This window comes from uncultured Psychroserpens sp. (assembly GCF_947501425.1).
In the GTDB taxonomy this organism is placed as follows: Bacteria; Bacteroidota; Bacteroidia; order Flavobacteriales; family Flavobacteriaceae; genus Psychroserpens.
Window position 1 is genome coordinate 292,637 of the sequence record NZ_CANMVN010000003.1, and the last position, 23,442, is coordinate 316,078.

The window sequence follows — 23,442 nt, forward strand, 5'->3', positions numbered from 1 at the left end:
TCATATCTAATTAAAATAATTGCGAAGTTTTTTGTAACTTATAGTACAATTAAAACCTATAAAAATGAACGAAACTGAATACACAAAGATTTACGGAGGAAACTTCATTTTAGTAACAAGAGTCAAAGCTGCACTTGAATCTGAAGGCATTGTTCCAATTGTTAAAGATGAAGGAGAGTCTCAAAGATTAGCAGGCTACGCATCAATGAATCAAGGTTTCCAAGAAATATACGTCCATAATGACGAACTTAAAAAAGCTAATGAAATTCTGGACCGTGTAAAATCTGAAATGGAAGCTTAAAAACTCAATTAAGTAGTAACGGCATACATCTTATCTCGGAGTTCTTTGATTTTTTTATCGCTCATGTACTCATCAAATGTCATGTAACGATCAATGATTCCGCTAGGTGTTAGTTCTATAACTCTATTCGCAACGGTTTGAGCAAATTCATGATCATGCGTTGTGAACATGACTGTTCCTTTGAAATTTTTAAGCGAGTTATTAAATGCAGTAATACTCTCTAAATCCAAGTGATTGGTTGGTTCATCTAACATTAATACATTAGCTCTCAACATCATCATGCGACTCAGCATACAACGTACTTTTTCCCCTCCAGATAATACATCTGCAGTTTTTAGGGCCTCTTCTCCACTAAAGATCATCTTTCCTAAGAATCCACGTATGTAAACTTCTTCTCTCTCTTCCTCTGTTGTTGCCCATTGACGCAACCAATCAACAAGAGTTAATTTATTATCAAAATACTCACTGTTATCTAGTGGTAAGTATGATTGTGACGTTGTAATTCCCCAAGAAAATTTCCCAGCATCTGCTTTTTCTTTATCATTAATAATTTGATAAAATGCTGTTGTTGCTCTAGAATCTTTTGAGTAAACAACAACTTTATCTCCTTTAGTAAGGTTGATATCAATATTCTGAAACAATATATCGTTATCTATTGATGCTGCTAAACCTTCAACATTCAATATCTGATCTCCAGCCTCACGATCTCTCTCAAAAATAATTGCTGGATAACGTCGGCTAGATGGTTTGATATCAGAAATATTCAACTTATCAATCATTTTCTTTCTACTAGTTGCCTGCTTAGATTTAGCAACGTTAGCAGAAAATCGTCTAATAAACTCTTCTAATTCTTTCTTCTTCTCTTCTGCCTTTTTATTTTGTTGTGCTCTTTGTCTTGCCGCTAATTGAGAAGACTCGTACCAAAACGTGTAGTTACCAGAAAAGTGATTTATCTTCCCAAAGTCTATATCAGAAATATGTGTACAAACAGCATCCAAAAAGTGTCTGTCGTGAGATACCACAATAACGCAATTATCATAGTTTGCTAAAAAGTTCTCTAACCAAGAGATTGTTTCATAATCCAAATCATTGGTAGGCTCATCCATAATTAAAACATCAGGATTTCCAAAAAGAGCTTGAGCTAATAGTACTCGAACTTTCTGTTTTCCATCCAAATCATTCATTAAGGTATAATGTAAGTCCTCTTTAATCCCTAAGTTTGAAAGCATAGCTGCTGCGTCACTATCGGCATTCCATCCATTCATTTCTTCAAACTCTACCTGTAGCTCACCAATTTTTTCGGCATTTTCATCAGTATAATCAGCATATAACGCATCGATATCAGACTTCAGTTTATACAAAGGTTTATTACCCATAATTACAGTTTCCAGAACTGTATGCTCATTGTATAAGTTGTGATTCTGTTCTAAAACCGACATACGTTTGCCTGGTTCTAAATGAACATGACCAGAAGTAGGATCTTGTTTTCCTGCAAGAATTTTCAAAAAAGTTGATTTTCCTGCACCATTGGCTCCAATAATTCCGTAGCAATTTCCGTTATTGAACGTTGTATTGACTTCATCAAAAAGAATTCTTTTTCCAAACTGAACCGAAAGGTTAGACACTGATAACATAAGGCGTATTTTATTTTTTGCAAAAGTAGAAAATTCAATCCATTGAAAGAAACTAATAGCACTTATTTTTAGACAGTATTTTAAAGCATATTAGCAGTAAAATCAATATTTAACAACGTATTAACAAGAGTTACTATTTTCAAACTTTATTTTTGTTACACATACAAACTACCTACGATTGCAAATACCTATGAAACTATATTTAGTTACATGTTTAATTACTTCCCTTTTTTTAGGTTGTAATTCTAATTCTGAAAAAGGAGATCATGCCTATTTTGGAGGAGAAATTATAAACCCTAATAACAACTATATCACACTTTACAGTAACGAAACTGATCGTGACACCATTTACTTAGATAATAACAATAGGTTCATACACAAAATTAAAAACCTCAAAAGTGGTTTGTATTCATTTACTCATGGAGGCGAATATCAAACGTTTTTGGTTGAACCAAATGACAGTTTATTGTTTAGACTTAATACAAACGATTTTGATGAATCTTTGGTTTATACAGGGACAGGCTCTAAGAAAAACAATTATTTAATTAAAGCGTTTTTAAATAACGAAATTGAAAGCAAGACATTATCTAAGCAAAAGTACCTTGAACCTGAAGCTTATGATAAACGTATCAATAAACTGAAATCTCAGCGTCTTGAAAATCTTGAACGTTTTATAGCTACTCACGAAACCTCAGAATTGTTTAAGAAAATAGCTGAATCTGGAATCAACTATAATTACTATGCCTATAAGGAAATGTATCCTTTTGGTTACTTCGGAAATAATAAACTTATTCATTTTAAAGACTTGCCTGAAGGGTTTTATGATTACAGATCTGATGTAGACTTCAACGATGAAAGCTTAAGTGCCATGTATTCATATAACAGATTTTTACTCTGGCACTTTCAAAATATAGCGCTTCAAAAATATTATAGTGATGGAACTCATCAAGTTTTCGACAGGCATGCTTTAACTTATAATCTTGACAAATTGAAGATGATTGACAGCATTGTTCAGAACAAAACAATCAAGAACTATGTCCTCATGCACACAACCAGGGAGTTTATCTTTAATAGTGATAATGCTGCTAAATCAAAAAGCATGTTAGACGCTTATCTAGAGTTAAGCACTGATGAAGACAAGAAAGACTACCTTACCAATTTAGTAGACGCCACAATCAATCTATATCCAGGAAATAAAATTCCGGAAATTGATATTGTTGATTTCAATAACGAAGAACTCAACCTTCATTCGGTTATTAAACAACCAACAGTAATCTACTGCTGGTCTTCAAATTTCAAAATGAGCTACAGAAATAATCATTACATGATGAAAAAACTGAAAGTTCAATATCCAGACATGAAATTTATTGCGATTAATATTAATGATATGGATTCTAGTTCTTGGAAAAAGACATTGAATTTGCTCAAATACCCTACCGAAAATGAATACATATTCAAGAATCCTAATGAGGCCGTAAAGACTTTTGCTATTGCGTATTCTCAAAAGGTTCTTATTGTAGATAGTAATCGAAATATAATAAAGTCTAATGCAGACTTATTTAGCGATAATATTAAAGAACATATTGAAGTTGCTTTAGCTTCAAACAAAAAAAAGCTCCTGAACCAATAATTCAAGAGCCTCTTTTTCTTTTTTTTCTGAAATGTGATTAGTTGCCTTTCTTGTAATCTGCAAGAAACTTCTCTAAGCCTATATCTGTTAACGGATGTTTCAACAATCCTACAATTGAACTCAAAGGTCCAGTCATAACATCTGCTCCTAGTTTTGCACAGTCAATAACATGCATCGTATGACGAACAGACGCTGCTAATATTTCAGTATCAAAACCATAGTTATCATAAATCATTCTAATTTCTGCAATGAGATTCAATCCATCTGTAGAAATATCATCTAAACGCCCAATAAAAGGAGATACGTAAGTGGCTCCAGCTTTAGCTGCTAATAAGGCCTGACCTGGAGAAAAAACCAATGTTACATTTGTCTTAATACCTTTATCTGAAAAGTACTTACATGCCTTTACGCCATCCTTGATCATTGGCAATTTAATTACAATCTGATCATGTAAATCTGCAAGCGCTTCCCCTTCTCTGACCATACCCTCAAAATCGGTTGAGATGACTTCTGCAGACACATCACCATCAACAATATTGCAAATGTTAACATAATGCTTCATAATATTGTCATGACCTGTAATGCCTTCTTTAGCCATTAAAGATGGATTGGTAGTAACACCATCTAAAATACCAAGATCTTGAGCTTCTTTGATCTGATCTAAGTTAGCTGTATCAATAAAAAATTTCATGTGTAGTTATATTATAGTTGTGTTTTAAATTATGAGCACGAATTTACAATTTTATCACACCTTCCGAAGAACATATTATCAAATGATATTAACAATGAAATATCTAAAGGTAATTAACGCTAATTGTGTACTCCTTAGAAGTAGAAGTTGTGCACATATCGTCGTCATATGCTCCTGAGTAATCATTAGGTTCTACCTCTAAAAAGAGCTAAAAATGATAGCTTCCAGCTCGCTGTGCAACACCTTCAAAAATAATTGTTCTATAATCTACAGACATCGTTATACCATCTGGAAGTTGACCTTCTAACTCAAAGAAATAGTCATACTCATCATCATTAGAGGCGTTTCTAATCTCTGCTTCTAATTCTTGATAATAATAATCACCATAAATGGCATTATTGAAATAAACTTCAGGTAATTCTGGTGATTTACTGTTGATTAGACAATCTAGAACATCTTCACAACTTATGAATGTCATTACACTCAAAGAAAACAACAGAGTTTTAAGCTGTTTTGTGTTACACGATGGTATCATTTTTAATCGCCTATGATAATCGTGTATTCTTTAGATGTAGATTCAGAGCACAACGGATCATCATAAGCATCTGTTTCAAAATCATAATTGATTGGAGGGTCAACGTACAAATAGACTGTAAACTTAAAAGTTCCTGTTTCCATTGGTGTTCCTTCAAAAGACACCGTTCTATAATTTTGAATCATCACTAAACCATCTGGAAGCCCATTATCAACCTCAAATTCGTAACCATAATCATTATCACGCGGCTCGTTCTTAATTTCAGCATCAAATTCTTCGTAGTAATAAACACCAATAGTTCCTACTCCAAATGATTTATTTGGGAGCTCTGGTCTACGATTTACAATACAATCAAAGAAGTCTTCACAAGATGTGAATGAAAATAGGCTTAGAACTAATAGTAGAGGTAATAGTCGTTTCATTATGATAGATTATTTTGGAAAAATATTCCTCAAAAAACATACCGAAATTATAATTTGTAATGATTCAGTAATAATTTTTCATAAACCTTATCAGGAAGGATACGCTTTAAAACAATGGAGAACTTTTGCATAAAAGCTCCTACTTTGTAATGAATTTTAGGATTAGAAGTATTAATGATCTTGTAGATCATGTTAGACACTAGTATAGGATCATCACCACTATCGACATCTTCATCTATAGCTTTTAGCACTTTTCCATAGGTTTGCTCATATGGAGATTCGTTTCTAACTGGAGCATGATAACGCCCAGCAGCAATATTAGTGGCAAAATCACCTGGAGCAACATTAGTCATATGAATATTGAAATCTTTTATTTCCATTCTAAAAGCTTCAGTAATCAATTCTAAAGCTCCTTTACTAGCACTGTAAATACCTCGATATGGCAATCCCATATATCCAGCAATAGAAGTAATATTTATAATCAATCCAGAGCTTTGCTTGCGCATTTGAGGCAGTACAGCTTTTATAACATTAATAGGTCCAAATAGATTGGTGTCAAAATTTCGTTTAATCTCTTCGTTAGGAATTTCTTCAATAGGCCCTGTAATACCTGCACCAGCATTGTTAATGAGTACATCCAAACATCCACACTCAGCAACTACTGTAGTAATTGCTTTTGAAATAGACTCCATATTTGTAACATCTAATGCAACCAATTTTATTTTAGAATCAGGATAACGCTCAGGAGACCTACTGGTTCCGTAAACGGTATATCCTTTTTGAGATAAAAACTCTCCGACAGACTTTCCAATTCCCGAAGATCCTCCTGTAATTAAAACAACTTTAGACATAGAATAACTTGGCTGATTTGATTTCAAAAGTACAATATATATAGGAAAGTATTGGGTACAAAAAAAGGCAAGCTACCTACATCACACCGCTACGACCGCGTACCTTTGCTTCGTTCCCGACCTGGAGGATTAAGCAGGAGCTGGTTGTGTAGGACTTGCCCGGCTGCAAAGATACAATCTTTTAATACTTTTCCAATCATTTTTTAAACTGAATTTTATTAAATAACTTGCAACAAAATCAAATCAAAAATGCACTCAATTAAAGCTTTCATAATCACCACCTTAAGTCTTGTCTTGATTTCATGTGGCAATACGCAGCCACAAAAATCTGGCTTAACAATTTCTACTAATTTCGAAAAAAATATAGTTAGCATTGGAGATGATGTAGAATTGACCCTAAATAACCCTAAAGATTTGGTGATTTCTGGAGTAGACTATAAATTTAATGGAGAACCTGTAGAGGGACGTTTTAAAATAGACGATGAGAAGCTAGGTGTTCATATTATAACAGCAAAGGTTCAATATGATAATACATTTGAAGATATCACAACTAAAATCACAATATTAAATAATAAACAGCCAAAAGTTTATGGTTACAAAATCATAAATGAATATCCGCATGATATTACGTCATATACACAAGGTTTAGAATTTCATGATGGAGTTCTCTACGAGAGTACTGGTCAGTATGGCGAGTCTAAATTGCGAAAGGTAGATTATAAAACTGGTGAAATTTTAAACAATATAAATCTTGCAAACCAATATTTTGCTGAAGGACTAACTATTTTAAATGATAACATCTACCAATTGACTTGGCAGGAAAATATAGGCTTTATTTATGACCTCAATTCTTTTGAAAAGAAAAGTAGTTTTAAATATGGAAAAAGCAAAGAAGGCTGGGGAATTTGTAATGACGGTAAAACAATATACAAATCTGATGGAACTGAACAAATATGGCTGCTTAACCCAGAAACTTTAGTTGAGGAAGACAAACTTCAAGCTTACACTAATAAAGGCAAAATTGTTGAGTTAAATGAACTTGAATGGGTAAACGGAAAAATATATGCCAATCGTTATCAAAAAAATGGTGTGGCTATTATCAACCCAAAAAATGGTGCTATAGAAGGTGTGATAGACTTTTCGCCTCTACGTAAATTAGTAACTCAACACAATGGTCTTGATGTGCTCAATGGTATTGCTTATAACCCAGAAACCAATACCTTATTTGTAACCGGAAAACGTTGGGACAAATTATTTGAGGTTGAAATTTTAGAAAAATAATTTCCCTCACTCAAACCACTAGTTCACTCATTCTTACTTTTATTATTTGCGCTCCTTTTAGTTCTTTGGACTATGAGAACAGCATTAAAAATCAAGATTCCAGAGCCATGTCATGAAGACTGGAATACAATGACACCAAACCAAAAAGGTCGGCATTGTGCCTCATGCCAAAAGACAGTTCATGATTTTACTTCAAAAACTGACGAATCTATTGTTAAAGCATTGCAATCTGGTGGCAATCTTTGTGGTCGGTTCAAATCTACACAGCTCAATCGAGAATTGGTATTAAGTCGAAAAGAGAAAAACAACTATTTATCATTTGTAGCCTCTACCCTTTTTGCTTTTTTAAGTATTGGAACACAAGACGCTGAAGCTCAAGGCGAACCAAAAAGACTTAGGGTAGAATCTTCGAAGCAAAACATGGTAAGAGGAAAAATTGCTAAATCACTCTTTAAACAAAAGGAAATTACTGGTATTGTAACAAAATCTAGTGATGGACTTCCATTACAAAGTACAGCAGTATCAGTCAAATCATCTAAAGACTCCAAACTTATTATTGTTAAAACCGATGCAAACGGTATTTATAAAATTAAAGCCAATGTTGGAGACACACTGATATTTTCCTATGTGGACCATATCATTGAGGAGCGTGTCATCTCAGATAAAAGTGTAATCAATGTCAGTTTAACTAAAGCTGATGAATCACCAAATTTTATGGTTTCTGGTAAAGTATTTACTTTAGACGATGGCTTACCATTACCAGGTGCGAGCGTCATTGTAAAAGGTACCACAAGAGGCTGTCAAACGGATTTTGACGGACTGTATAAGATTGAAGTTAAACCTGGCGAAACCTTGGTGTTTTCTTATGTTGGCATGACAGATACAGAGAGAGTCATTGGTGTTAATGACAAAATTAATATTGCTATGGAATTTGATGGCACACTAGGTGAAGTTGGTATGATTGTAGCAGGATATGTAGTAAGTTATGACTATGCTCCTTACTCATCAAAAGAATATGTTTCAAACCCTTATTACAATAAAGAAGGTTATGAAGATTATAAAGCAGAGCAACAACAACGAACCAAAAACTATTTTAAATTCTATAAAAGAAAACGAAAAGAACATCGAGAAAAGATTAAAAATGGTGAGATTGAGCGAACATCACTTGGGAAATTTCTATATAACATCGCTAATATTTTCAGAAAGAAGGAATAAATGATACTTTTAAGTTTCTATTTCAGAATCATACCACAATGCAAATTCATGAACAAGAACTTATCGTTTCCGAAGCAGATCTAGACTCAAGACAGCATGTTAACAACGTACACTATGTTCAATGGGTTCAGGATCTGGCTGAAGCACACTGGTTACTCAAATCTTCCGAAGATACACGTAAAAACTACTATTGGGTGATGATTAGTCATCATATCCAATACAAAGCTGAGGCTGTTCTAGGAGATACACTTTTACTAAAAACCTATGTCACCTCCTCCAAAGGTGTACGATCCACGAGGATAGTTGAAATTTATAATGCCACAACTCAAAAGCTGCTAACCACATCAGAAACCATTTGGTGTTTTATGTCGCATGAAACCAACAGACCTTATCGAATTCCAGAAACAATCAATTCACTTTTTAGTTAAAATATAATTAAAGTACTTGTTAAATTATCTTAAGAGTTGATACACTGTCGTGAGAATTATCTTAATTTGAGATAACAACCATCAACCAAGACTTTTGAAATCACTTAAATTTTTTTTCTTTTTAATTGTTCCAATCTTCTCTAGTGCACAAACAGTAAAAGGAATTATATATGATGCAGAAACTACAATTAAGGGAGCCAAACTCATCAATACAACTCAAAATGTATTGAGTTATTCTGATGGTAAAGGACTGTTTAGCATACGTGCTAAGCGCAATGACACACTAATCATTAGCTCATATTTCCATTATGAAAAAACCTACGTAATAAAGCAAAGTGATTTTGAGGAAGACATTGTTATCGAACTTAAAAAAATAACGAATGAATTAGATGAAGTTGAAATTACAAAGGTTAATGAAAAAGAGTTTGACACTACTGCCTTTCAAAGTAACTTAAAAGTTCAAACCTTAGATTTTCAAAAGCCTTCTTTGGTCTACAGTGGTGAGAACCTTCAGCCCACTCTTGATGTGATTGGTTTGGTAAGAGCTATCGGTAAACTTTTCAAAAAGAAACAAGTTGAAATTAAAAAAATAGAGGTTGAAGATCTGCAGCGTGTATTTACTGAAAGCACTTTATTTACAACACCTTTTTTGCGCAACGAACTTCATATTTCAGAAATCTATGAATTTCTCTTTTTTGAATATTGCAGTGCGCAACACTTGGACCTCTACCTTCTTGAAAAAGACAACGAATTTCTACTTCTGGATGAACTTTTAATCCATAGTAAAGCCTTTAATAAACTTGTTGAAGACTATGAAAAAGATTAGATTCTCAATTATTTTTTTACGCTTCATACTAAAAGATGACTTCAAAAGTTATACTTTTAGTGCCTAAAGGCATATTTAAATAGCCATTCATACGTTTAAGAGTTAGATATCAGCAAATGAAACGAATATTATCCTTTCTTTTTACCATATGTATATTAATGCTTTGGAGTTCTTGTCGTAAAGATTTCGACTTCTCGCCAAGCACTGGAAACTTAGAGTTTTCTAAAGACACCGTTTATCTGGATACCATTTTTACCAATATTGGATCCAGTACTTATAATCTTAAAGTATATAACAGAACAGATGAAGATATTTCTATTCCAACAGTTCGCTTAGGTCAAGGGGAAGCGTCTAACTACAGATTAAATGTTGACGGACTTCCAGGAAAAGAATTTGAAAACGTAGAGTTATTAGCAAATGATAGTTTATTCATTTTTGTAGAGACTACTGCAGACATCCAAACGCTTTCTCTAAACAGTTTGGAATTTTTATATACTGATGCTATAGAATTTGATAGTGGTAACAATCTGCAAAAAGTAGAATTGGTAACGCTTATCAAAGATGCTATATTTATCTATCCAGACAGAGACGAAACCACAGGAATTATAGAAACACTATCTTTTGATGTTGATGGCGACGGCACACCAGACGACACTACAATTCAAGGTCGTTTTCTCGAAGATGATGAACTCACATTTACTAACGAAAAACCTTATGTAATTTACGGCTATGCAGCTGTAGATGAAGGTGATATTCTTACTGTTGAAGCTGGAGCTCGAGTACATTTTCATGCCAATTCAGGCCTATTAGTAACTAATAATGCTTCCTTAAAAATAAATGGTGCGCTAAGTACAGATCAAGAGGCACTTGAAAATGAAGTGATTTTTGAAGGTGATCGATTAGAGCCTTTGTTTGAAGACCTTCCTGGACAATGGGGAACCATATGGTTGTTTAATGGTAGTGTTGATAATGATATCAACTATGCAACAATTAAAAACAGTACTGTTGGTATATTATGTGAGGGCAATCAAGATGCAGTAGATGATAAATTAACCATCACAAACTCACAAATCTATAACTCTAGTAACTTCGGAATATTAGGTCGCGCTACATCTATTGCTGGTGAAAATGTAGTAATTAATAATTCTGGTCAGTCATCTTTTGCAGGAACGTTTGGCGGTAAGTATAATTTTACCCACTGTACCATCGCTAACTACTGGAATACAGGTTCCAGACAATTTCCATCGGTATTGCTTAACAACTATGTCACTGATGAAAATGGTATGGATCAAGGTAATGATTTAGTTGAAGCAAATTTTAATAACTGTATCATCTTCGGAAATGATAATCCTGAAATCTTTTTAGATGAAATTTCAACCAGTAGTGGTTTCGATTTTGATTTTAAGTTTACCAATTGCCTGATTAGATTTAGTGATCCAAGTGGATTCTTTGGTGGTGATAATTTCAATATTAATAATCCTGATCTATACGACAACTGTATTTTTAATAACGATCCAGATTTTAAAGCACCTTTTGAAAACATGCTCATGATTGGCGAAAATTCGGGAGCCAATGCAGAAGGTGATCCTGCATTTATTATTACTACTGATATTCTTGGCGTTAACAGAACAACACCACCTGACATAGGTGCCTATCAGCATGTGACTTTTGATGAGGATTAACTACTTGAATGTAATCTTTATGGAATAATTATTGATGCGTTTTAAAGTGGTATTTAACTTTAAAAACACTAGTCATGATCACAAAAACGCTACACAAAACTTGTATTCTATTAGTTATCTTATCTTTTTCAAACTTAGTTGAAGCGCAGAATACTGAACAGCAAATCCTTCAAACAAATCTATTGACGCTTCAGTTTCTAGAAGCAAACAACAATGATTCAAAATTTTATGATGGTGAGATCTATCTGAAAAATCAAGATACACTTAGAGGTTCTATTAGTCTAAATCATGCAAAAGCCAAAACCTACGCTGCAATCTTATCAACCGATGATGGATATGAATATATTTCTAATCAGGAGATTGAATCTGTTGTCTTATATGGTGAATACAGAGATCAAGCGCTATCCTCCAGATTTGTACCATTAAAAGATCATGAATTGTTATATCGCGAAGTTTACAAAAAAGATGAGCACACAGCAATATATGATGGCTCAACTAATCCTTTTAGAGGTATTTTAGTTGGAAGAGTCTTAGTTAAAGACCATAATACCATTGAAGATATATTTAATTTTTGGGCTTCCGGACCGAAAAAGGATTTGATCAATTATATCAACAAAAGAGACAACAAAAACTACAAAAGGCGCGACTTTAAAACCATAGAAGACCTATTTGCGAAACTATAGATTAACAAGCAGTTAACAAGATTGTCTGAGTTATTTTATTACTTTTCAATAATCAACTAAATACTTCGACCATGAAATCATTACTTATCATACTTTCTATAGTCCTAACTTCTAATTTATGTATCGCTCAATCTACTGATTCAGCTGGAGTTATTAAGGCGTGTACAAATTATCTGGAAGGCTTCTATGAAGGTGACACTGCAAAACTTAAAGAGAGCTTACAGCCTACACTCAATAAATTTGGATTTTGGAAAGATAAGGACACAAAGACCTATAACCAAGTGGATCATATGTCGTTTAAACAAGCTCTAGCGTATGCACAGAACGTTAAGGATAAGAAAAACTTTCCTGCTAAAGATGCTCCGAGAGACATTACTATTCTAGATATGGGAGAAACCATTGCTTCTGCTAAAGTTATAGCATGGTGGGGAATTGACTTTATCTTACTCTCTAAAAGAGGCGATAAATGGATGATAGAGCAGGTACTTTGGGAAGGTCCATTAAAAAAAGAACATCAAGAATAAAAAAAGACCTTTCAAATTGAAAGGTCTTTTTTTGTGGGTATTTATTCTTAAGAATTAAAAAGTGGTTTACCGCTCATCATAGCATTGACTTTATCAGCAATAGTCCAAAGTTTAGATTCTTCCTGATAGTTCATTATAGCTTCATCAATAAAACCAACAATGGTTTCCATGTCGTCATCTTTTAAACCTCTTGTGGTGATTGCAGCAGTTCCAACTCTAATTCCGGAAGTAACAAACGGACTCTTATCATCAAATGGCACCATATTTTTATTCACTGTGATATCAGCTTTCCCTAGTGCCTCCTCAGCGTCTTTTCCTGTGATGTCTTTATTTCTAAGATCGATCAACATCATGTGGTTATCTGTCCCTCCAGATATGATGTGGTAACCTCTATCCACAAAAGCTTTAGCCATTGCAGCAGCATTACGTTTCACCTGAAGCATATAGTTCATAAATTCATCAGAAAGAGCTTCTCCAAAAGCAATAGCTTTAGCTGCAATAATATGCTCTAAAGGTCCGCCCTGATTTCCTGGAAAAACCCCAGAATCTAATAATCCAGACATTTTACGCAGGTTTCCGTTTTTCAGTTTTAAACCAAAAGGGTTTTCAAAGTTCTCTCCCATCATTATGAGTCCGCCACGAGGTCCACGAAGTGTCTTATGCGTAGTTGTGGTTACAATATGACAATGTGGTAATGGATCGTTTAAAATCCCTTTGGCAATTAATCCTGATGGATGTGAAATATCAGCTAATAAAATAGCACCAACATTATCAGCAACTTCTCTAAATTTCTGAAAATCCATATCGCGCGAATACGCAGAAGCGCCAGCGATAATTAACTTTGGTCGTTCTTTTTCAGCAACATCAGAAAGCATGTCGTAATCAATAAGACCAGTATCTTTTTTTACACCATAGAATGTTGGATTATACAACTTACCAGAAAAATTTACTGGAGAACCATGGGTTAAATGACCACCATGAGATAAATCAAACCCTAAGATGGTATCACCTGGCTTTAAGCATGCAGCAAAAACAGCAGTATTTGCCTGACTCCCAGAATGTGGTTGAACGTTTGCATACGCAGCACCAAATAAAGCTTTAGCCCTATCTATGGCAATTTGCTCTACTTCATCAACTACTTCACAACCTCCATAATAGCGCTTACCTGGATAGCCTTCGGCATATTTATTAGTTAAAACAGAGCCAGCAGCATCCATAACCTGGTCACTGACAAAGTTTTCTGAAGCAATAAGCTCCAAGCCATTTATTTGTCTGTCTTTTTCAGCATTTATTAATTCAAAAATCTGTGTATCGCGTTGCATATGTAAAGTTTAAATTAAATTTTATCAAAAATAAGAAATCATCTTATTAAAAAGATTTAAAAAATCCAGTTTAACGCATTGTTTTATGAGCATGTTATCAACAGTTAAATTTCGGTGAAATTTCATGGTTTTATGCAATTAAATATGTAGGTTTGAATAGAAAATAAAAACAACACAATTCGCTACAATATGCCATTATCAGCAAATAATCCCAATAGAACATCTTGGTTATATGTCAACAAATATTCTGATTTTCCAATTCAAAATATTCCTTTTGGTGTTTTTCTTACAAGAGAAGACATTATTACTATAGGTACCCGAATTGGAGATACAGCCATAGATCTAGGTGCACTACACCAATTAGGTTATTTTAAAGGAATTCCGTTAACTGATGATATTTTTCTTCAAGATTCATTGAATGATTTTATTGCAGACGGAAGACAAACATGGCGCGCAGTAAGAAATCGTATAGCAGAAATATTTGATAGTAATAATGCTACATTAAGAGACAATACCAAGCATAAAGAGATTGTTTGTTTCAGATTAGATGAAATTGAAATGCAGATGCCTGTTCATGTTGGAGACTATACTGATTTCTACGCCAGCAAAGAACATGCAACTAATGTAGGTTCTATGTTTAGAGATCCTGAAAATGCTTTGATGCCTAATTGGGTACACATGCCTGTAGGTTATCATGGTCGTAGTTCTTCAATTATCACAACGCATATTCCTGTACATCGACCACAAGGGCAAACCATGCCTGAAGGTGCTAAAGCTCCTGTATTTGGACCTAGTAACTTAGTCGATTTTGAATTAGAAATGGCTTTCATTACCACAGATGCAAATGATCTAGGGGAACCAATTCCTGTTGATGAAGCCGAAGAATACATTTTTGGATTAGTACTACTAAACGATTGGTCTGCCAGAGACATCCAAAAATGGGAATATGTCCCATTAGGTCCGTTTTTAGGAAAGAATTTTGCATCATCTATTTCGCCATGGATTGTCACGCTTGACGCTTTAGAACCATTTAGAGTAGACAGCCCAAAGCAAGATCCAAAACCATTACCTTACTTACAAACTAAGGGTAAAAAAAGTTTTGACATTCAACTGGAAGTCGGCATCCAACCAAAAGATGGCAAAGAAACTACAGTTTGTAAATCAAACTTTAAGTACATGTACTGGAATATGGCGCAGCAATTAGCACATCATACTGTTAATGGCTGTTCTGTGAATTCAGGTGACATGATGGGAAGTGGTACTATTTCTGGCCCAACAGAAGATTCTTATGGATCGATGTTGGAGCTATCATGGAAAGGCACAAAACCCATAAAATTGAAAGATGGAACAGAGCGAAAATTCATCAATGATTACGACTCAGTTATTATGAGAGCGCATTGTGAGAATGATGATGTTCGTATAGGTTTTGGTAAAGTAAAAACACAATTACTTCCTGTTTTTAATCCAAAGAAAAAGAAAAAATAAAATCACATTAAAACGCACATAAAAACCGATGTATGAAACTCCAATTTCTACGTCGGTTTTTTGTTTGGCATCATATTTGGATTTACTATGTAAATAATCATTTAAAATCCAGAATTATGAAGCAATTACTACTCACAACAGTACTTCTTCTGGTACTAACATCATGTAGCGGAAGAAAACAAATTGAAAAGGCAATTAGTCATGGTAATTATGACCAAGCCATCAATGATGCGTTACGAAAACTCGAAAATAACAAAGACAAAAAGCGCAAGCAAGACTACATCGTTATGCTTGAAGACGCCTATTATAAAGTTTTAGAAGAAGACCTACAGGATGTAAAGCATTTAAAAAAGGATGGAAATCCAGAACAATATAAAACGATCTACGAGATCTATTTAGATTTGGAAGCAAGACAGAATGCAATTAAACGTGTGTTGCCATTACAAATCAATGGAAGAAATCTCAATTTAAAATTCAATGATTATACGTCGGAAATTGTCGATTACAGATATAAAACGTCTGAATATTTAATTGACGAAGGTATTGCGTTGTTGGATTCGGAAGATAAATACAATGCAAGAGAAGCTTATAAGATCTTTAAGTATATAGAAGGTATCAATCCTAATTTTGAAGAGACCAGAAGTCTCATTACTGAAGCGCATCAAAAAGGAACAGATCATGTTATTGTAACTATTGAAAATCAGACACATCAAATCATTCCGCAGCAATTAGAGGCTGACCTTTTAAACTTTGATACGTATGGATTGAACCAATTTTGGACCGTGTATCATGCAACTCCAGTTTCCGAAGTGAATTATGATTATGCGATGCAATTACAGTTGAAACGAATCAATATATCACCTGAGCAAGTGAATAGCACACAGAAATTGAGACAAAAAACAATTGTAGATGGTTGGGAATATCAAAGAGATGACAATGGTCATATCGTATTAGATAGTCTTGGCAACAAGATCAAAATAGATAAACTGGTGAATGTAAGAGCCCGTTATTTTGAAGTTAATCAATTTAAGTCAACTCAAGTTATTGCTGATGTGGTTTATACTGATCTGAGAACAAACCAGACTTTAGACGCTTTTGCAATAGATAGTGAATTTGTATTTGAGCATTTGTATGCCACAGTGAGAGGTGATAAAAGAGCCTTGAACAGAAGAGAATATGAATTAACCAGAAACAGACCACTGCACTTCCCTACCGATGCCCAAATGGTATATGACACAGGTGAAGATTTAAAGCTAAAATTGAAAAACATCATTAACTCGTATCGTATGAGACGAAGTTAATTCATCTATATTTTTGAGTAAAAAAACTCCCAAAGTGATTGCTTTGGGAGTTTTTTATGTATCATTTGACGCAACCTTTTGTAAGAAAGTTCATCTACTTAAAAACTTTAACACGTCAATCATGAAAAAAACAGTACTACTTACGATTATCGCTTTATATTCAACTTTCTGCTTTTCACAAGATCCAACGATGTATATTACAAACGGAGGATCAGGCTACACTGTTATTGAAGGAAACACGTATACATTTTCTGTAAACTTATATAGTGCCACAACAACAGATGTTATTGTAGATGTTGTTACTATTGATGATTCTGCAGATGCTTCAGATTACACACCTTTAAATACAACGGTTACAATTCCTGCAGGACAATTAAGTAGTAACCTACTCACCATTCCAACTGGTAATGATTCAACTATTGAAGATAACGAGGCCTTTTTTATTGAAGCAACCGTAACCAGTAATAATACAGAAAACACAGAATTTAGCAAATCAATTTATCTGTTTGATAATGATGCAACTCCTACAGTAAATATATCCTCATCCATAAGTTTATTAGAAGGACAAAATTACAATTACAATATAAGCCTAAGCAATCACTTCAACTCAGATGTAACAATAGATTTCTCTACAACACCTGGAACAGCAGATCTCTCAGATTATATTCCAACTAACACTACAATAACATTTCTAGCGGGTGAACGTTTTTCACAAATTCCAATTATCAGTATTGATGATGCGCTTACTGAAACTGACGAAACCTACACCATTACGGGAAACGTAATCTCAGGAAATACAACCAACACTACAATTCCTCTTTCAGTAACAATTATTGATAATGATGTTACACCTACCTTAAACGTATATAGTAGTGATGTCAATGAAGGCAATACAGCATATGTGAGTGCTAATTTGAACAGGGCGTTTAGCAGTAATGTAGTTGTGGAATTAGTTACCTCTAATGGTACTGCTGACAATACTGATTATGCTAGTGTGAATCAATCAAAAACGATTAGTGCTGGGAATTATGGGGTTAGTTTCCAGATTCCAACTACCGATGACAATTTGGATGAAGCCGACGAATCTGTTAATTATAGTATTACTGTAACTTCAGGAAATACAACAAACACTTTAGAGACTGGTTCTTTTGATATCCTTGATAATGATGGGTTACCAAATTTACGTCTAAGACCAGTCTATAATTTTGATGGTATGGAAAATTATGGAGATAGTATAGCGGTTGAAGAAGGCTTTCCACTCAAATTCAGATTAAGTCTATCAGAACCAAGTCTGGTAGATACCAATATTACTGTAACAACAACCAATGGGACTGCAGATGGTTCAGATTATACTACATCAACCATAACCACTACAATTCCTGCTGGATATATATTTAATAGTCAGGAAGAGCTAAATTATCCTACCATTTTAGATCAATTAGATGAAGACGATGAGAATCTCTTCATCACAGCTCAGGTCACTTCTGGGAATACCTATAACAGTAGCATTACTAAAGAAGGTATTATCATAGATAACTATGATATTAATGCACAACAGGATCAAATCATTTCAATTTTAGAAGTTGGCACTACATTTCAAGTGTTAGATAATGATACCTTCGAGGGATTACCAGTAGATGCATCTAATTTGAATGTATCGTTAATTGGATCAAATACCATTGGTGTTACGTTAAGTACTGCAGGTATTTTAACTGTTCCAACGACTGCTCCATATGGCACCTACTATTTATACTATGAAATTTGTGAGTCTTCAAACCCAACAAGCTGTGATACTGCAGGATTAATAATTAGAGTTCAATCACCTCTTGAAGCCAGTTATAGTGCTAATTATGTTGACTTTAATGGCGATGGGTTTGTCAATGTAGGAGATACGATTGAATATGAATTTACTGTGACTAACAATGGTAATGCAGTGATTACAGATATTGATGCAGAAATATCTTTTCCAGATTTGACTGTTGTTGGAGGTCCTTTGGCTAGTTTAGCACCAGGAGAAACAGACAATACAACTTTTACAGCAACACACATTTTAACACAAGATGATATCAATTTTGGATATTCTGATGGTAGTCTGGAAGGAGCAAACTTTTTCGGAACCTACTATGGATATGAAGTTCAAGATAATTTATACGACCCAAACCAGTATTTTCAGTTGCAACAATCTAATGGTTTAAAACTGAATGCCTTTGTAGATGCCAATGGAAACGGAACGCAGGATAATGGCGAAATCAATTTTCCGTTAGGTCAATTTAATTATGAAATAAACAATGATGGCATTCTTCATAATTTATATGTTTCGCCACATTATCTATATGAATCTGATCCAAACACCATTTATAATATATCATATACTGTAGATCCTGAATATGCCGCAAACAATACCACAGCCGCAAGTTACACTAACATTACTGTTCCTGTAGGCTCTGGGATTACAACATTAGATTTTCCAATTACTGTCACACCCTATCAGGATCTATCTGTAAACATTTCACCAATTATGAATGTGCCTGTTCCAGGATTCAATTATTCTAATTACATTACCTATACCAATAATTCTAATCTTAATATTCCATCAGGAACTATTGATTTTACTTTAGATAGCGCTTTAAATCTATCAAACGTTTACGATACTAATATCACAATAACGCCCACTGGTTTTACTTATAATTTCTCAAACTTACAACCCTATGAAACGCGATATCTATGGGTAGAAATGAGTGTTCCTACACTACCAATAGTAAGCCTAGGGCAACTGGTAACTAATTCTGTTGCTATTGAATTACTCTCTGGAGATATTAATCCACTAAATAATTCATCAAGTCTGACTCAAACCATTGTTGGTTCTTACGATCCCAATGACATTACAGAGCGTCATGGTCCGGAAATTGTTCACTCTGAATTCACAACTAATGATTACCTAACCTATACCATCCGATTTGAAAATACAGGAACAGCAAATGCCATTAATATAAGAGTTGAAGATGTTTTAGATGAGCAGCTTGACGAATCTACACTAAGCATGTTAGATGCTAGTCATGAGTATACTTTAGAACGTGTAAATAAAGATTTGGTTTGGAATTTCTTCGGAATTAACCTACCTCCATCAGAAGATGACAACTCGATGACTGGACATGGTTATATTACATTCAAAATAAAACCGCTTTCTGATTATGCAATAGGTGATATTATTCCTAATACTGCTGAAATCTATTTTGATTTTAATCCTGCTATTATTACCAATACCTGGACAACTGAATTTGTAGAGGATAACTTAAGCACTGAAGATCAAACATTCTCTAATCTATCTGTTTATCCAAATCCAGTAAAAGACAACCTGTTTTTATCAAATAACTCGCCTATTGATTCTGTGAAAATAACATCAATTTTAGGAAGAGAAATTTTAGTCAAAGATGTTAATAGCCTCAATGGCATTATCGATTTAAAAACCATTTCCAATGGCATATACTTTATAACAGTAAAATCAAATACACAAGAAAAAACAATAAAGATTATTAAAGAGTAATTTTAATCCAAGATAGATGTAATAAAAACTCCCAAAGAGATTACTTTGGGAGTTTTATTTTTTAACAAATACCATACAATGTTGCCATGGTAAGTTCTCAATATTTTGTTCCAGAATAAAACCTGCAGCTTCAAATTCTTTTACAGCTTGGGTCTCTGTCATTTTGTGAAGTCGTTTGATTGGCACTCTATCATCCTCTCCTCTATATTCAATTAGAAAAATTTTTCCATTTGGTTTTAAAGCCTCTTTTATCGAGGCAATCATTTCGACAGGATAGCTAAACTCATGATAAACATCAACCATAAGCACTTTATCAATGGAGTTCTCTGGAAGATTAACTGATTGTTCTGCTCCTTGAATTGTTTTTACATTTTTGATATCGCCTGATTCTTTACGATATTCCATAGCAACCAGCATTTCCGGCTGAATATCAACTGCATAGATCAAGCCTTTATGAGCCATTGGTGCCATTTGAAACACATGAAATCCTGAACCTGCTCCAATATCAGCAACAACATCTGTTGGTCTGATATCCATATTCTTTAAAAGTGTTGATGTGTTCTCCTCTTTTTCGCGCTCAGAACGTTCTAACCAATCTATGCCTTGGAATCCCATAACATAGGCAATTTCTCGTCCCATATACCATTTCCCAATGCCGTTTGGGTCACCTTTTTTATAAGTGTAATTTTGTTGGCCATTGGTTGCAATTGTAGAAAGCAACGTAGCAAAAAGGATAAACTGACAGATCTTTTTTTTCATTTCAAATAGCAATTTATAACGAAGTTAAGTTATAAACGACTAAGCAGAAAGAGTTTAACGCTGTTATAACATTAGACTAGGATTCAAATCTACTCAAATCTATATCATTGATAGCACCATGCGACGCATGAGCCACAGTTGTACCATTTTTGATTATAAGTAACTGAGGGGATTGATGCATGACTTGAAATTTGTAACCAACTTCATTAGAAACCTCTCTGTAACTTAGAAGATCTAAATAGTATAAATCGAGATTTGCATCCAAATCATACATGCTTACAAATTGATTCATCACCATACTGCTAATACCACATCGTGTAGAGTGTTTAAAAATGACTTGGGTTTTAGTTTTTGAGCGTTTTTCTATCTCATCCAATTGAGAGATATTAGTTAAGGCCTGCCAAGGCAATAATTTTTCTTCTTTAGGTTCAGAAGATCCAAATAAATTTTTAAAAATTCCCATGCTATAATTGTCGAATTACAATTCCAAACTTACAGTCGCTATTTTTTTATAAACTTTATGGTATTAGTAGCGCCATTCTCGAATGAAATAGTCATAAAATATATACCAGAATTTAAACGTGTTGTATTGTAAGTGATAGTTTGATCTTCAACATAATATACATCTTGAGACACTGTACGACCGCTTAAGTCAACTACTACCAATTCAACATTTTGCTGCGTTATTTGATTTGTCTCAATATGTAAATCAGAGCTAGTCGGATTTGGATAAAAACTTAATCTAGTAGAATCTTCAAACTCAGATACCGATAACGGACTCTCTTGATACACTCTAACATAATCAATAATCATAGCACTTTCAGTAAACCCTGGAGATATATTTGGTAAAATTGCTGTATTCAATAACAAATATTGTTCTTCATAAAAAGGCCATGTATCAGCATTTTTGACAGCAGGATTGTAAGTATAATGCTGAATACCGTCAACACTAAAAACCATTTTCTCTGGAGACCACTCTAAGGTATAGACATGAAATCCTGAGGAAGCAGTTGATACAATTTGACCACCTTTATTAAACGTATTACCAAAACTTGAAGGCGAATGAATTGCACTTTGAACAAAATTCTGATTATCACCCCAATGTTCCATGATATCAATTTCACCACAAGCAGGCCAACCTGTTGTATCATAACCCAAATTATCCCAGTAGGCTCCATCTTCATCAATATTTTTTCCTAACATCCACATGGCTGGCCATGTTCCGACTCCAGATGGCAATTGCGCTCTAATTTCTACCTTTCCGTAGGTAAATGCAAACTTAGAATTTAATCGTGCCGACGTATACTGCTTAGTGACACCTTGATCAGTAAACGTTTCTTTTTTAGCTACAAGATTTAAATTCCCTGCATTCACAAAGGAGTTCTCTATCCTATTTGTGTAATGTTGTATCTCTCCATTATACCAACTATTTCCAGCTGGCAGTTGAGTTTGGTGAAACCATTTGTTATTATCAATGGCGCCATCTGTATCAAACTCATCAGACCAAACCAAATAGTCATAAACCGGATCATCGGATTCGATATTGAGATATAAGAAATCATCCAGATAAGCTAACACGTGATCGTTATTGTTTTCACCATTAACCTGAATGACGACTCTGTTAAAATCGGTTCTTTGGTTTGGTGGTAAAGAACTTGGATCCAGATTTATATAACTATCATTTTCAAAATTAAATGTAACTTCCTGCCACTGATCTAATACAATAGGCTTTATGATTTCACTTTGCGTCATCCAAGGTGCTCCAATAGTGTTATCTTGAAGCTTTAATGAAATTTGATTGGTTTGAGTTCCTGTCAAACTAGTTGAAGGCACATACACTTTTAAACTGAAACTATTCTTAGTCGATAAATCGTAATTAGAATTAATATCAAACTGAACATTGGCATATTGTCCTCCAGTATCATGATACTCTAAAACAGTATTTGAAGTATTAATACCCAACTGATAAGGATTGACCTCATTAACAGTCATTCCGCAATCATCACCATACCAACTGGTAATGGTTCCTCCTCCTTCAAAATCATCTTCAACATTTTGAGCATGGATATTGAAAGTTAATAGTGTTATTATCAAGTAGAAGTAGCGCATAGAAAATCTTTTTTTCAAAAATATCAGTAAGTTTATGAAATAGCTAAATTTCCAACCATACACAACCTATACAATTGGTGTGTAAACTGTTAAAAAAACGAATAATCCGACAAAATGTCTTTAAAACAAGCAACTTATATGACTTTTTGTCGTTTAATTCTTACTATTTATTAATGGTAAGATTATTGACCTATGGGTATCGTAAAATACTAACAAAAA

General features: G+C 34.0%; 21 protein-coding genes and 1 other RNA gene. 12 read left to right on the forward strand and 10 right to left on the reverse strand.

Annotated elements, in window-relative coordinates:
- Positions 1–64: 64 nt before the first annotated feature.
- Positions 65–301 (forward strand): DUF2007 domain-containing protein, encoded by a 237-nt coding sequence (locus tag Q0951_RS06265; RefSeq protein WP_299335526.1) that lies wholly within the window; start codon positions 65–67, stop codon positions 299–301.
- 8 nt (positions 302–309) lie between these two features.
- Here the strand turns inward: Q0951_RS06265 and Q0951_RS06270 are convergent, their stop codons facing one another.
- Positions 310–1,935 carry an ABC-F family ATP-binding cassette domain-containing protein gene (locus Q0951_RS06270; protein WP_299335527.1) on the reverse strand — a complete coding sequence of 542 codons (1,626 nt, stop codon included), beginning with the start codon at positions 1,933–1,935 and terminating at the stop codon, positions 310–312.
- Positions 1,936–2,125: 190 nt separating this feature from the next.
- Here Q0951_RS06270 and Q0951_RS06275 point away from each other — a divergent pair, with 190 nt between their 5' ends.
- On the forward strand, positions 2,126–3,565 hold the full coding sequence (locus Q0951_RS06275; protein WP_299335528.1) for a hypothetical protein: 1,440 nt from the start codon (positions 2,126–2,128) through the stop codon (positions 3,563–3,565).
- Positions 3,566–3,602: 37 nt separating this feature from the next.
- Here the strand turns inward: Q0951_RS06275 and fsa are convergent, their stop codons facing one another.
- The 5 genes from fsa to ffs all read right to left on the reverse strand — a co-directional run bounded on the left by fsa (position 3,603) and on the right by ffs (position 6,225).
- Positions 3,603–4,256 carry a fructose-6-phosphate aldolase gene (gene fsa, locus Q0951_RS06280; protein ID WP_299335529.1) on the reverse strand — a complete coding sequence of 218 codons (654 nt, stop codon included), beginning with the start codon at positions 4,254–4,256 and terminating at the stop codon, positions 3,603–3,605.
- 208 nt (positions 4,257–4,464) lie between these two features.
- Positions 4,465–4,791, reverse strand: coding sequence for a hypothetical protein (locus Q0951_RS06285; protein ID WP_299335530.1), 327 nt, complete (start codon positions 4,789–4,791; stop codon positions 4,465–4,467).
- A gap of 2 nt (positions 4,792–4,793) precedes the next feature.
- Positions 4,794–5,213 (reverse strand): hypothetical protein, encoded by a 420-nt coding sequence (locus tag Q0951_RS06290; RefSeq protein ID WP_299335531.1) that lies wholly within the window; start codon positions 5,211–5,213, stop codon positions 4,794–4,796.
- A 47-nt stretch (positions 5,214–5,260) separates the two neighbouring features.
- Positions 5,261–6,064 (reverse strand): SDR family oxidoreductase, encoded by an 804-nt coding sequence (locus tag Q0951_RS06295; protein WP_299335532.1) that lies wholly within the window; start codon positions 6,062–6,064, stop codon positions 5,261–5,263.
- Between the two features lie 62 nt (positions 6,065–6,126).
- Positions 6,127–6,225: signal recognition particle sRNA small type (gene ffs / locus Q0951_RS06300), an RNA gene on the reverse strand.
- A gap of 88 nt (positions 6,226–6,313) precedes the next feature.
- Here ffs and Q0951_RS06305 point away from each other — a divergent pair.
- The 7 genes from Q0951_RS06305 to Q0951_RS06335 all read left to right on the forward strand — a co-directional run bounded on the left by Q0951_RS06305 (position 6,314) and on the right by Q0951_RS06335 (position 12,703).
- Positions 6,314–7,345, forward strand: a complete 1,032-nt coding sequence (locus Q0951_RS06305) for a glutaminyl-peptide cyclotransferase (protein ID WP_299335533.1) — start codon at positions 6,314–6,316, stop codon at positions 7,343–7,345.
- Between the two features lie 72 nt (positions 7,346–7,417).
- Positions 7,418–8,560, forward strand: coding sequence for a carboxypeptidase-like regulatory domain-containing protein (locus Q0951_RS06310; protein WP_299335534.1), 1,143 nt, complete (start codon positions 7,418–7,420; stop codon positions 8,558–8,560).
- 38 nt (positions 8,561–8,598) lie between these two features.
- On the forward strand, positions 8,599–8,988 hold the full coding sequence (locus Q0951_RS06315) for an acyl-CoA thioesterase (RefSeq protein ID WP_367179746.1): 390 nt from the start codon (positions 8,599–8,601) through the stop codon (positions 8,986–8,988).
- Positions 8,989–9,082: 94 nt separating this feature from the next.
- Complete coding sequence (locus Q0951_RS06320; RefSeq protein ID WP_299335535.1) at positions 9,083–9,814, forward strand: hypothetical protein; 732 nt, start codon at positions 9,083–9,085, stop codon at positions 9,812–9,814.
- 116 nt (positions 9,815–9,930) lie between these two features.
- Positions 9,931–11,496, forward strand: a complete 1,566-nt coding sequence (locus tag Q0951_RS06325) for a right-handed parallel beta-helix repeat-containing protein (protein ID WP_299335536.1) — start codon at positions 9,931–9,933, stop codon at positions 11,494–11,496.
- A 74-nt stretch (positions 11,497–11,570) separates the two neighbouring features.
- Positions 11,571–12,179 (forward strand): hypothetical protein, encoded by a 609-nt coding sequence (locus Q0951_RS06330; protein ID WP_299335537.1) that lies wholly within the window; start codon positions 11,571–11,573, stop codon positions 12,177–12,179.
- Between the two features lie 71 nt (positions 12,180–12,250).
- A complete protein-coding gene (locus Q0951_RS06335) occupies positions 12,251–12,703 on the forward strand; it encodes a nuclear transport factor 2 family protein (protein WP_299335538.1) in 453 nt (150 codons plus the stop codon).
- A gap of 47 nt (positions 12,704–12,750) precedes the next feature.
- On the opposite strand, the gene glyA is transcribed toward Q0951_RS06335, so the two are convergent.
- Positions 12,751–14,025, reverse strand: a complete 1,275-nt coding sequence (gene glyA, locus Q0951_RS06340) for a serine hydroxymethyltransferase (protein WP_299335539.1) — start codon at positions 14,023–14,025, stop codon at positions 12,751–12,753.
- Positions 14,026–14,214: 189 nt separating this feature from the next.
- Here glyA and fahA point away from each other — a divergent pair, with 189 nt between their 5' ends.
- The 3 genes from fahA (at position 14,215) to Q0951_RS06355 (ending at position 20,355) form a co-directional block, all read left to right on the forward strand.
- The gene (gene fahA / locus Q0951_RS06345) at positions 14,215–15,510 is read left to right on the forward strand and encodes a fumarylacetoacetase (protein WP_299335540.1); all 1,296 of its coding nucleotides are present in this window, start codon (positions 14,215–14,217) and stop codon (positions 15,508–15,510) included.
- Positions 15,511–15,542: 32 nt separating this feature from the next.
- Positions 15,543–16,811 (forward strand): hypothetical protein, encoded by a 1,269-nt coding sequence (locus Q0951_RS06350; protein WP_299335541.1) that lies wholly within the window; start codon positions 15,543–15,545, stop codon positions 16,809–16,811.
- A 121-nt stretch (positions 16,812–16,932) separates the two neighbouring features.
- The gene (locus Q0951_RS06355; protein WP_299335542.1) at positions 16,933–20,355 is read left to right on the forward strand and encodes a Calx-beta domain-containing protein; all 3,423 of its coding nucleotides are present in this window, start codon (positions 16,933–16,935) and stop codon (positions 20,353–20,355) included.
- 54 nt (positions 20,356–20,409) lie between these two features.
- On the opposite strand, the gene Q0951_RS06360 is transcribed toward Q0951_RS06355, so the two are convergent.
- The 3 genes from Q0951_RS06360 to Q0951_RS06370 form a co-directional block, all read right to left on the reverse strand.
- On the reverse strand, positions 20,410–21,114 hold the full coding sequence (locus Q0951_RS06360) for a class I SAM-dependent methyltransferase (protein WP_299335543.1): 705 nt from the start codon (positions 21,112–21,114) through the stop codon (positions 20,410–20,412).
- Between the two features lie 76 nt (positions 21,115–21,190).
- Positions 21,191–21,577, reverse strand: coding sequence for a bacillithiol system redox-active protein YtxJ (ytxJ, locus tag Q0951_RS06365; protein WP_299335544.1), 387 nt, complete (start codon positions 21,575–21,577; stop codon positions 21,191–21,193).
- Between the two features lie 38 nt (positions 21,578–21,615).
- A complete protein-coding gene (locus Q0951_RS06370) occupies positions 21,616–23,223 on the reverse strand; it encodes a family 16 glycosylhydrolase (RefSeq protein ID WP_299335545.1) in 1,608 nt (535 codons plus the stop codon).
- Between the last annotated feature and the right edge of the window lie 219 nt (positions 23,224–23,442).

Bases quoted from the DNA above. Each gene is read 5' to 3' on its own strand.
- Q0951_RS06305 (WP_299335533.1), top strand. From the start codon at position 6,314: ATGCACTCAATTAAAGCTTTCATAATCACCACCTTAAGTCTTGTCTTG.
- Q0951_RS06330 (WP_299335537.1), top strand. From the start codon at position 11,571: ATGATCACAAAAACGCTACACAAAACTTGTATTCTATTAGTTATCTTA.
- Q0951_RS06295 (WP_299335532.1), bottom strand. From the start codon at position 6,064: ATGTCTAAAGTTGTTTTAATTACAGGAGGATCTTCGGGAATTGGAAAG.
- Q0951_RS06265 (WP_299335526.1), top strand. From the start codon at position 65: ATGAACGAAACTGAATACACAAAGATTTACGGAGGAAACTTCATTTTA.
- Q0951_RS06270 (WP_299335527.1), bottom strand. From the start codon at position 1,935: ATGTTATCAGTGTCTAACCTTTCGGTTCAGTTTGGAAAAAGAATTCTT.
- fsa (WP_299335529.1), bottom strand. From the start codon at position 4,256: ATGAAATTTTTTATTGATACAGCTAACTTAGATCAGATCAAAGAAGCT.
- Q0951_RS06370 (WP_299335545.1), bottom strand. From the start codon at position 23,223: ATGCGCTACTTCTACTTGATAATAACACTATTAACTTTCAATATCCAT.
- ytxJ (WP_299335544.1), bottom strand. From the start codon at position 21,577: ATGGGAATTTTTAAAAATTTATTTGGATCTTCTGAACCTAAAGAAGAA.
- Q0951_RS06310 (WP_299335534.1), top strand. From the start codon at position 7,418: ATGAGAACAGCATTAAAAATCAAGATTCCAGAGCCATGTCATGAAGAC.
- Q0951_RS06325 (WP_299335536.1), top strand. From the start codon at position 9,931: ATGAAACGAATATTATCCTTTCTTTTTACCATATGTATATTAATGCTT.
- Q0951_RS06355 (WP_299335542.1), top strand. From the start codon at position 16,933: ATGAAAAAAACAGTACTACTTACGATTATCGCTTTATATTCAACTTTC.
- Q0951_RS06350 (WP_299335541.1), top strand. From the start codon at position 15,543: ATGAAACTCCAATTTCTACGTCGGTTTTTTGTTTGGCATCATATTTGG.
- fahA (WP_299335540.1), top strand. From the start codon at position 14,215: ATGCCATTATCAGCAAATAATCCCAATAGAACATCTTGGTTATATGTC.
- Q0951_RS06360 (WP_299335543.1), bottom strand. From the start codon at position 21,114: ATGAAAAAAAAGATCTGTCAGTTTATCCTTTTTGCTACGTTGCTTTCT.
- Q0951_RS06285 (WP_299335530.1), bottom strand. From the start codon at position 4,791: ATGATACCATCGTGTAACACAAAACAGCTTAAAACTCTGTTGTTTTCT.
- glyA (WP_299335539.1), bottom strand. From the start codon at position 14,025: ATGCAACGCGATACACAGATTTTTGAATTAATAAATGCTGAAAAAGAC.
- Q0951_RS06315 (WP_367179746.1), top strand. From the start codon at position 8,599: ATGCAAATTCATGAACAAGAACTTATCGTTTCCGAAGCAGATCTAGAC.
- Q0951_RS06275 (WP_299335528.1), top strand. From the start codon at position 2,126: ATGAAACTATATTTAGTTACATGTTTAATTACTTCCCTTTTTTTAGGT.
- Q0951_RS06335 (WP_299335538.1), top strand. From the start codon at position 12,251: ATGAAATCATTACTTATCATACTTTCTATAGTCCTAACTTCTAATTTA.
- Q0951_RS06290 (WP_299335531.1), bottom strand. From the start codon at position 5,213: ATGAAACGACTATTACCTCTACTATTAGTTCTAAGCCTATTTTCATTC.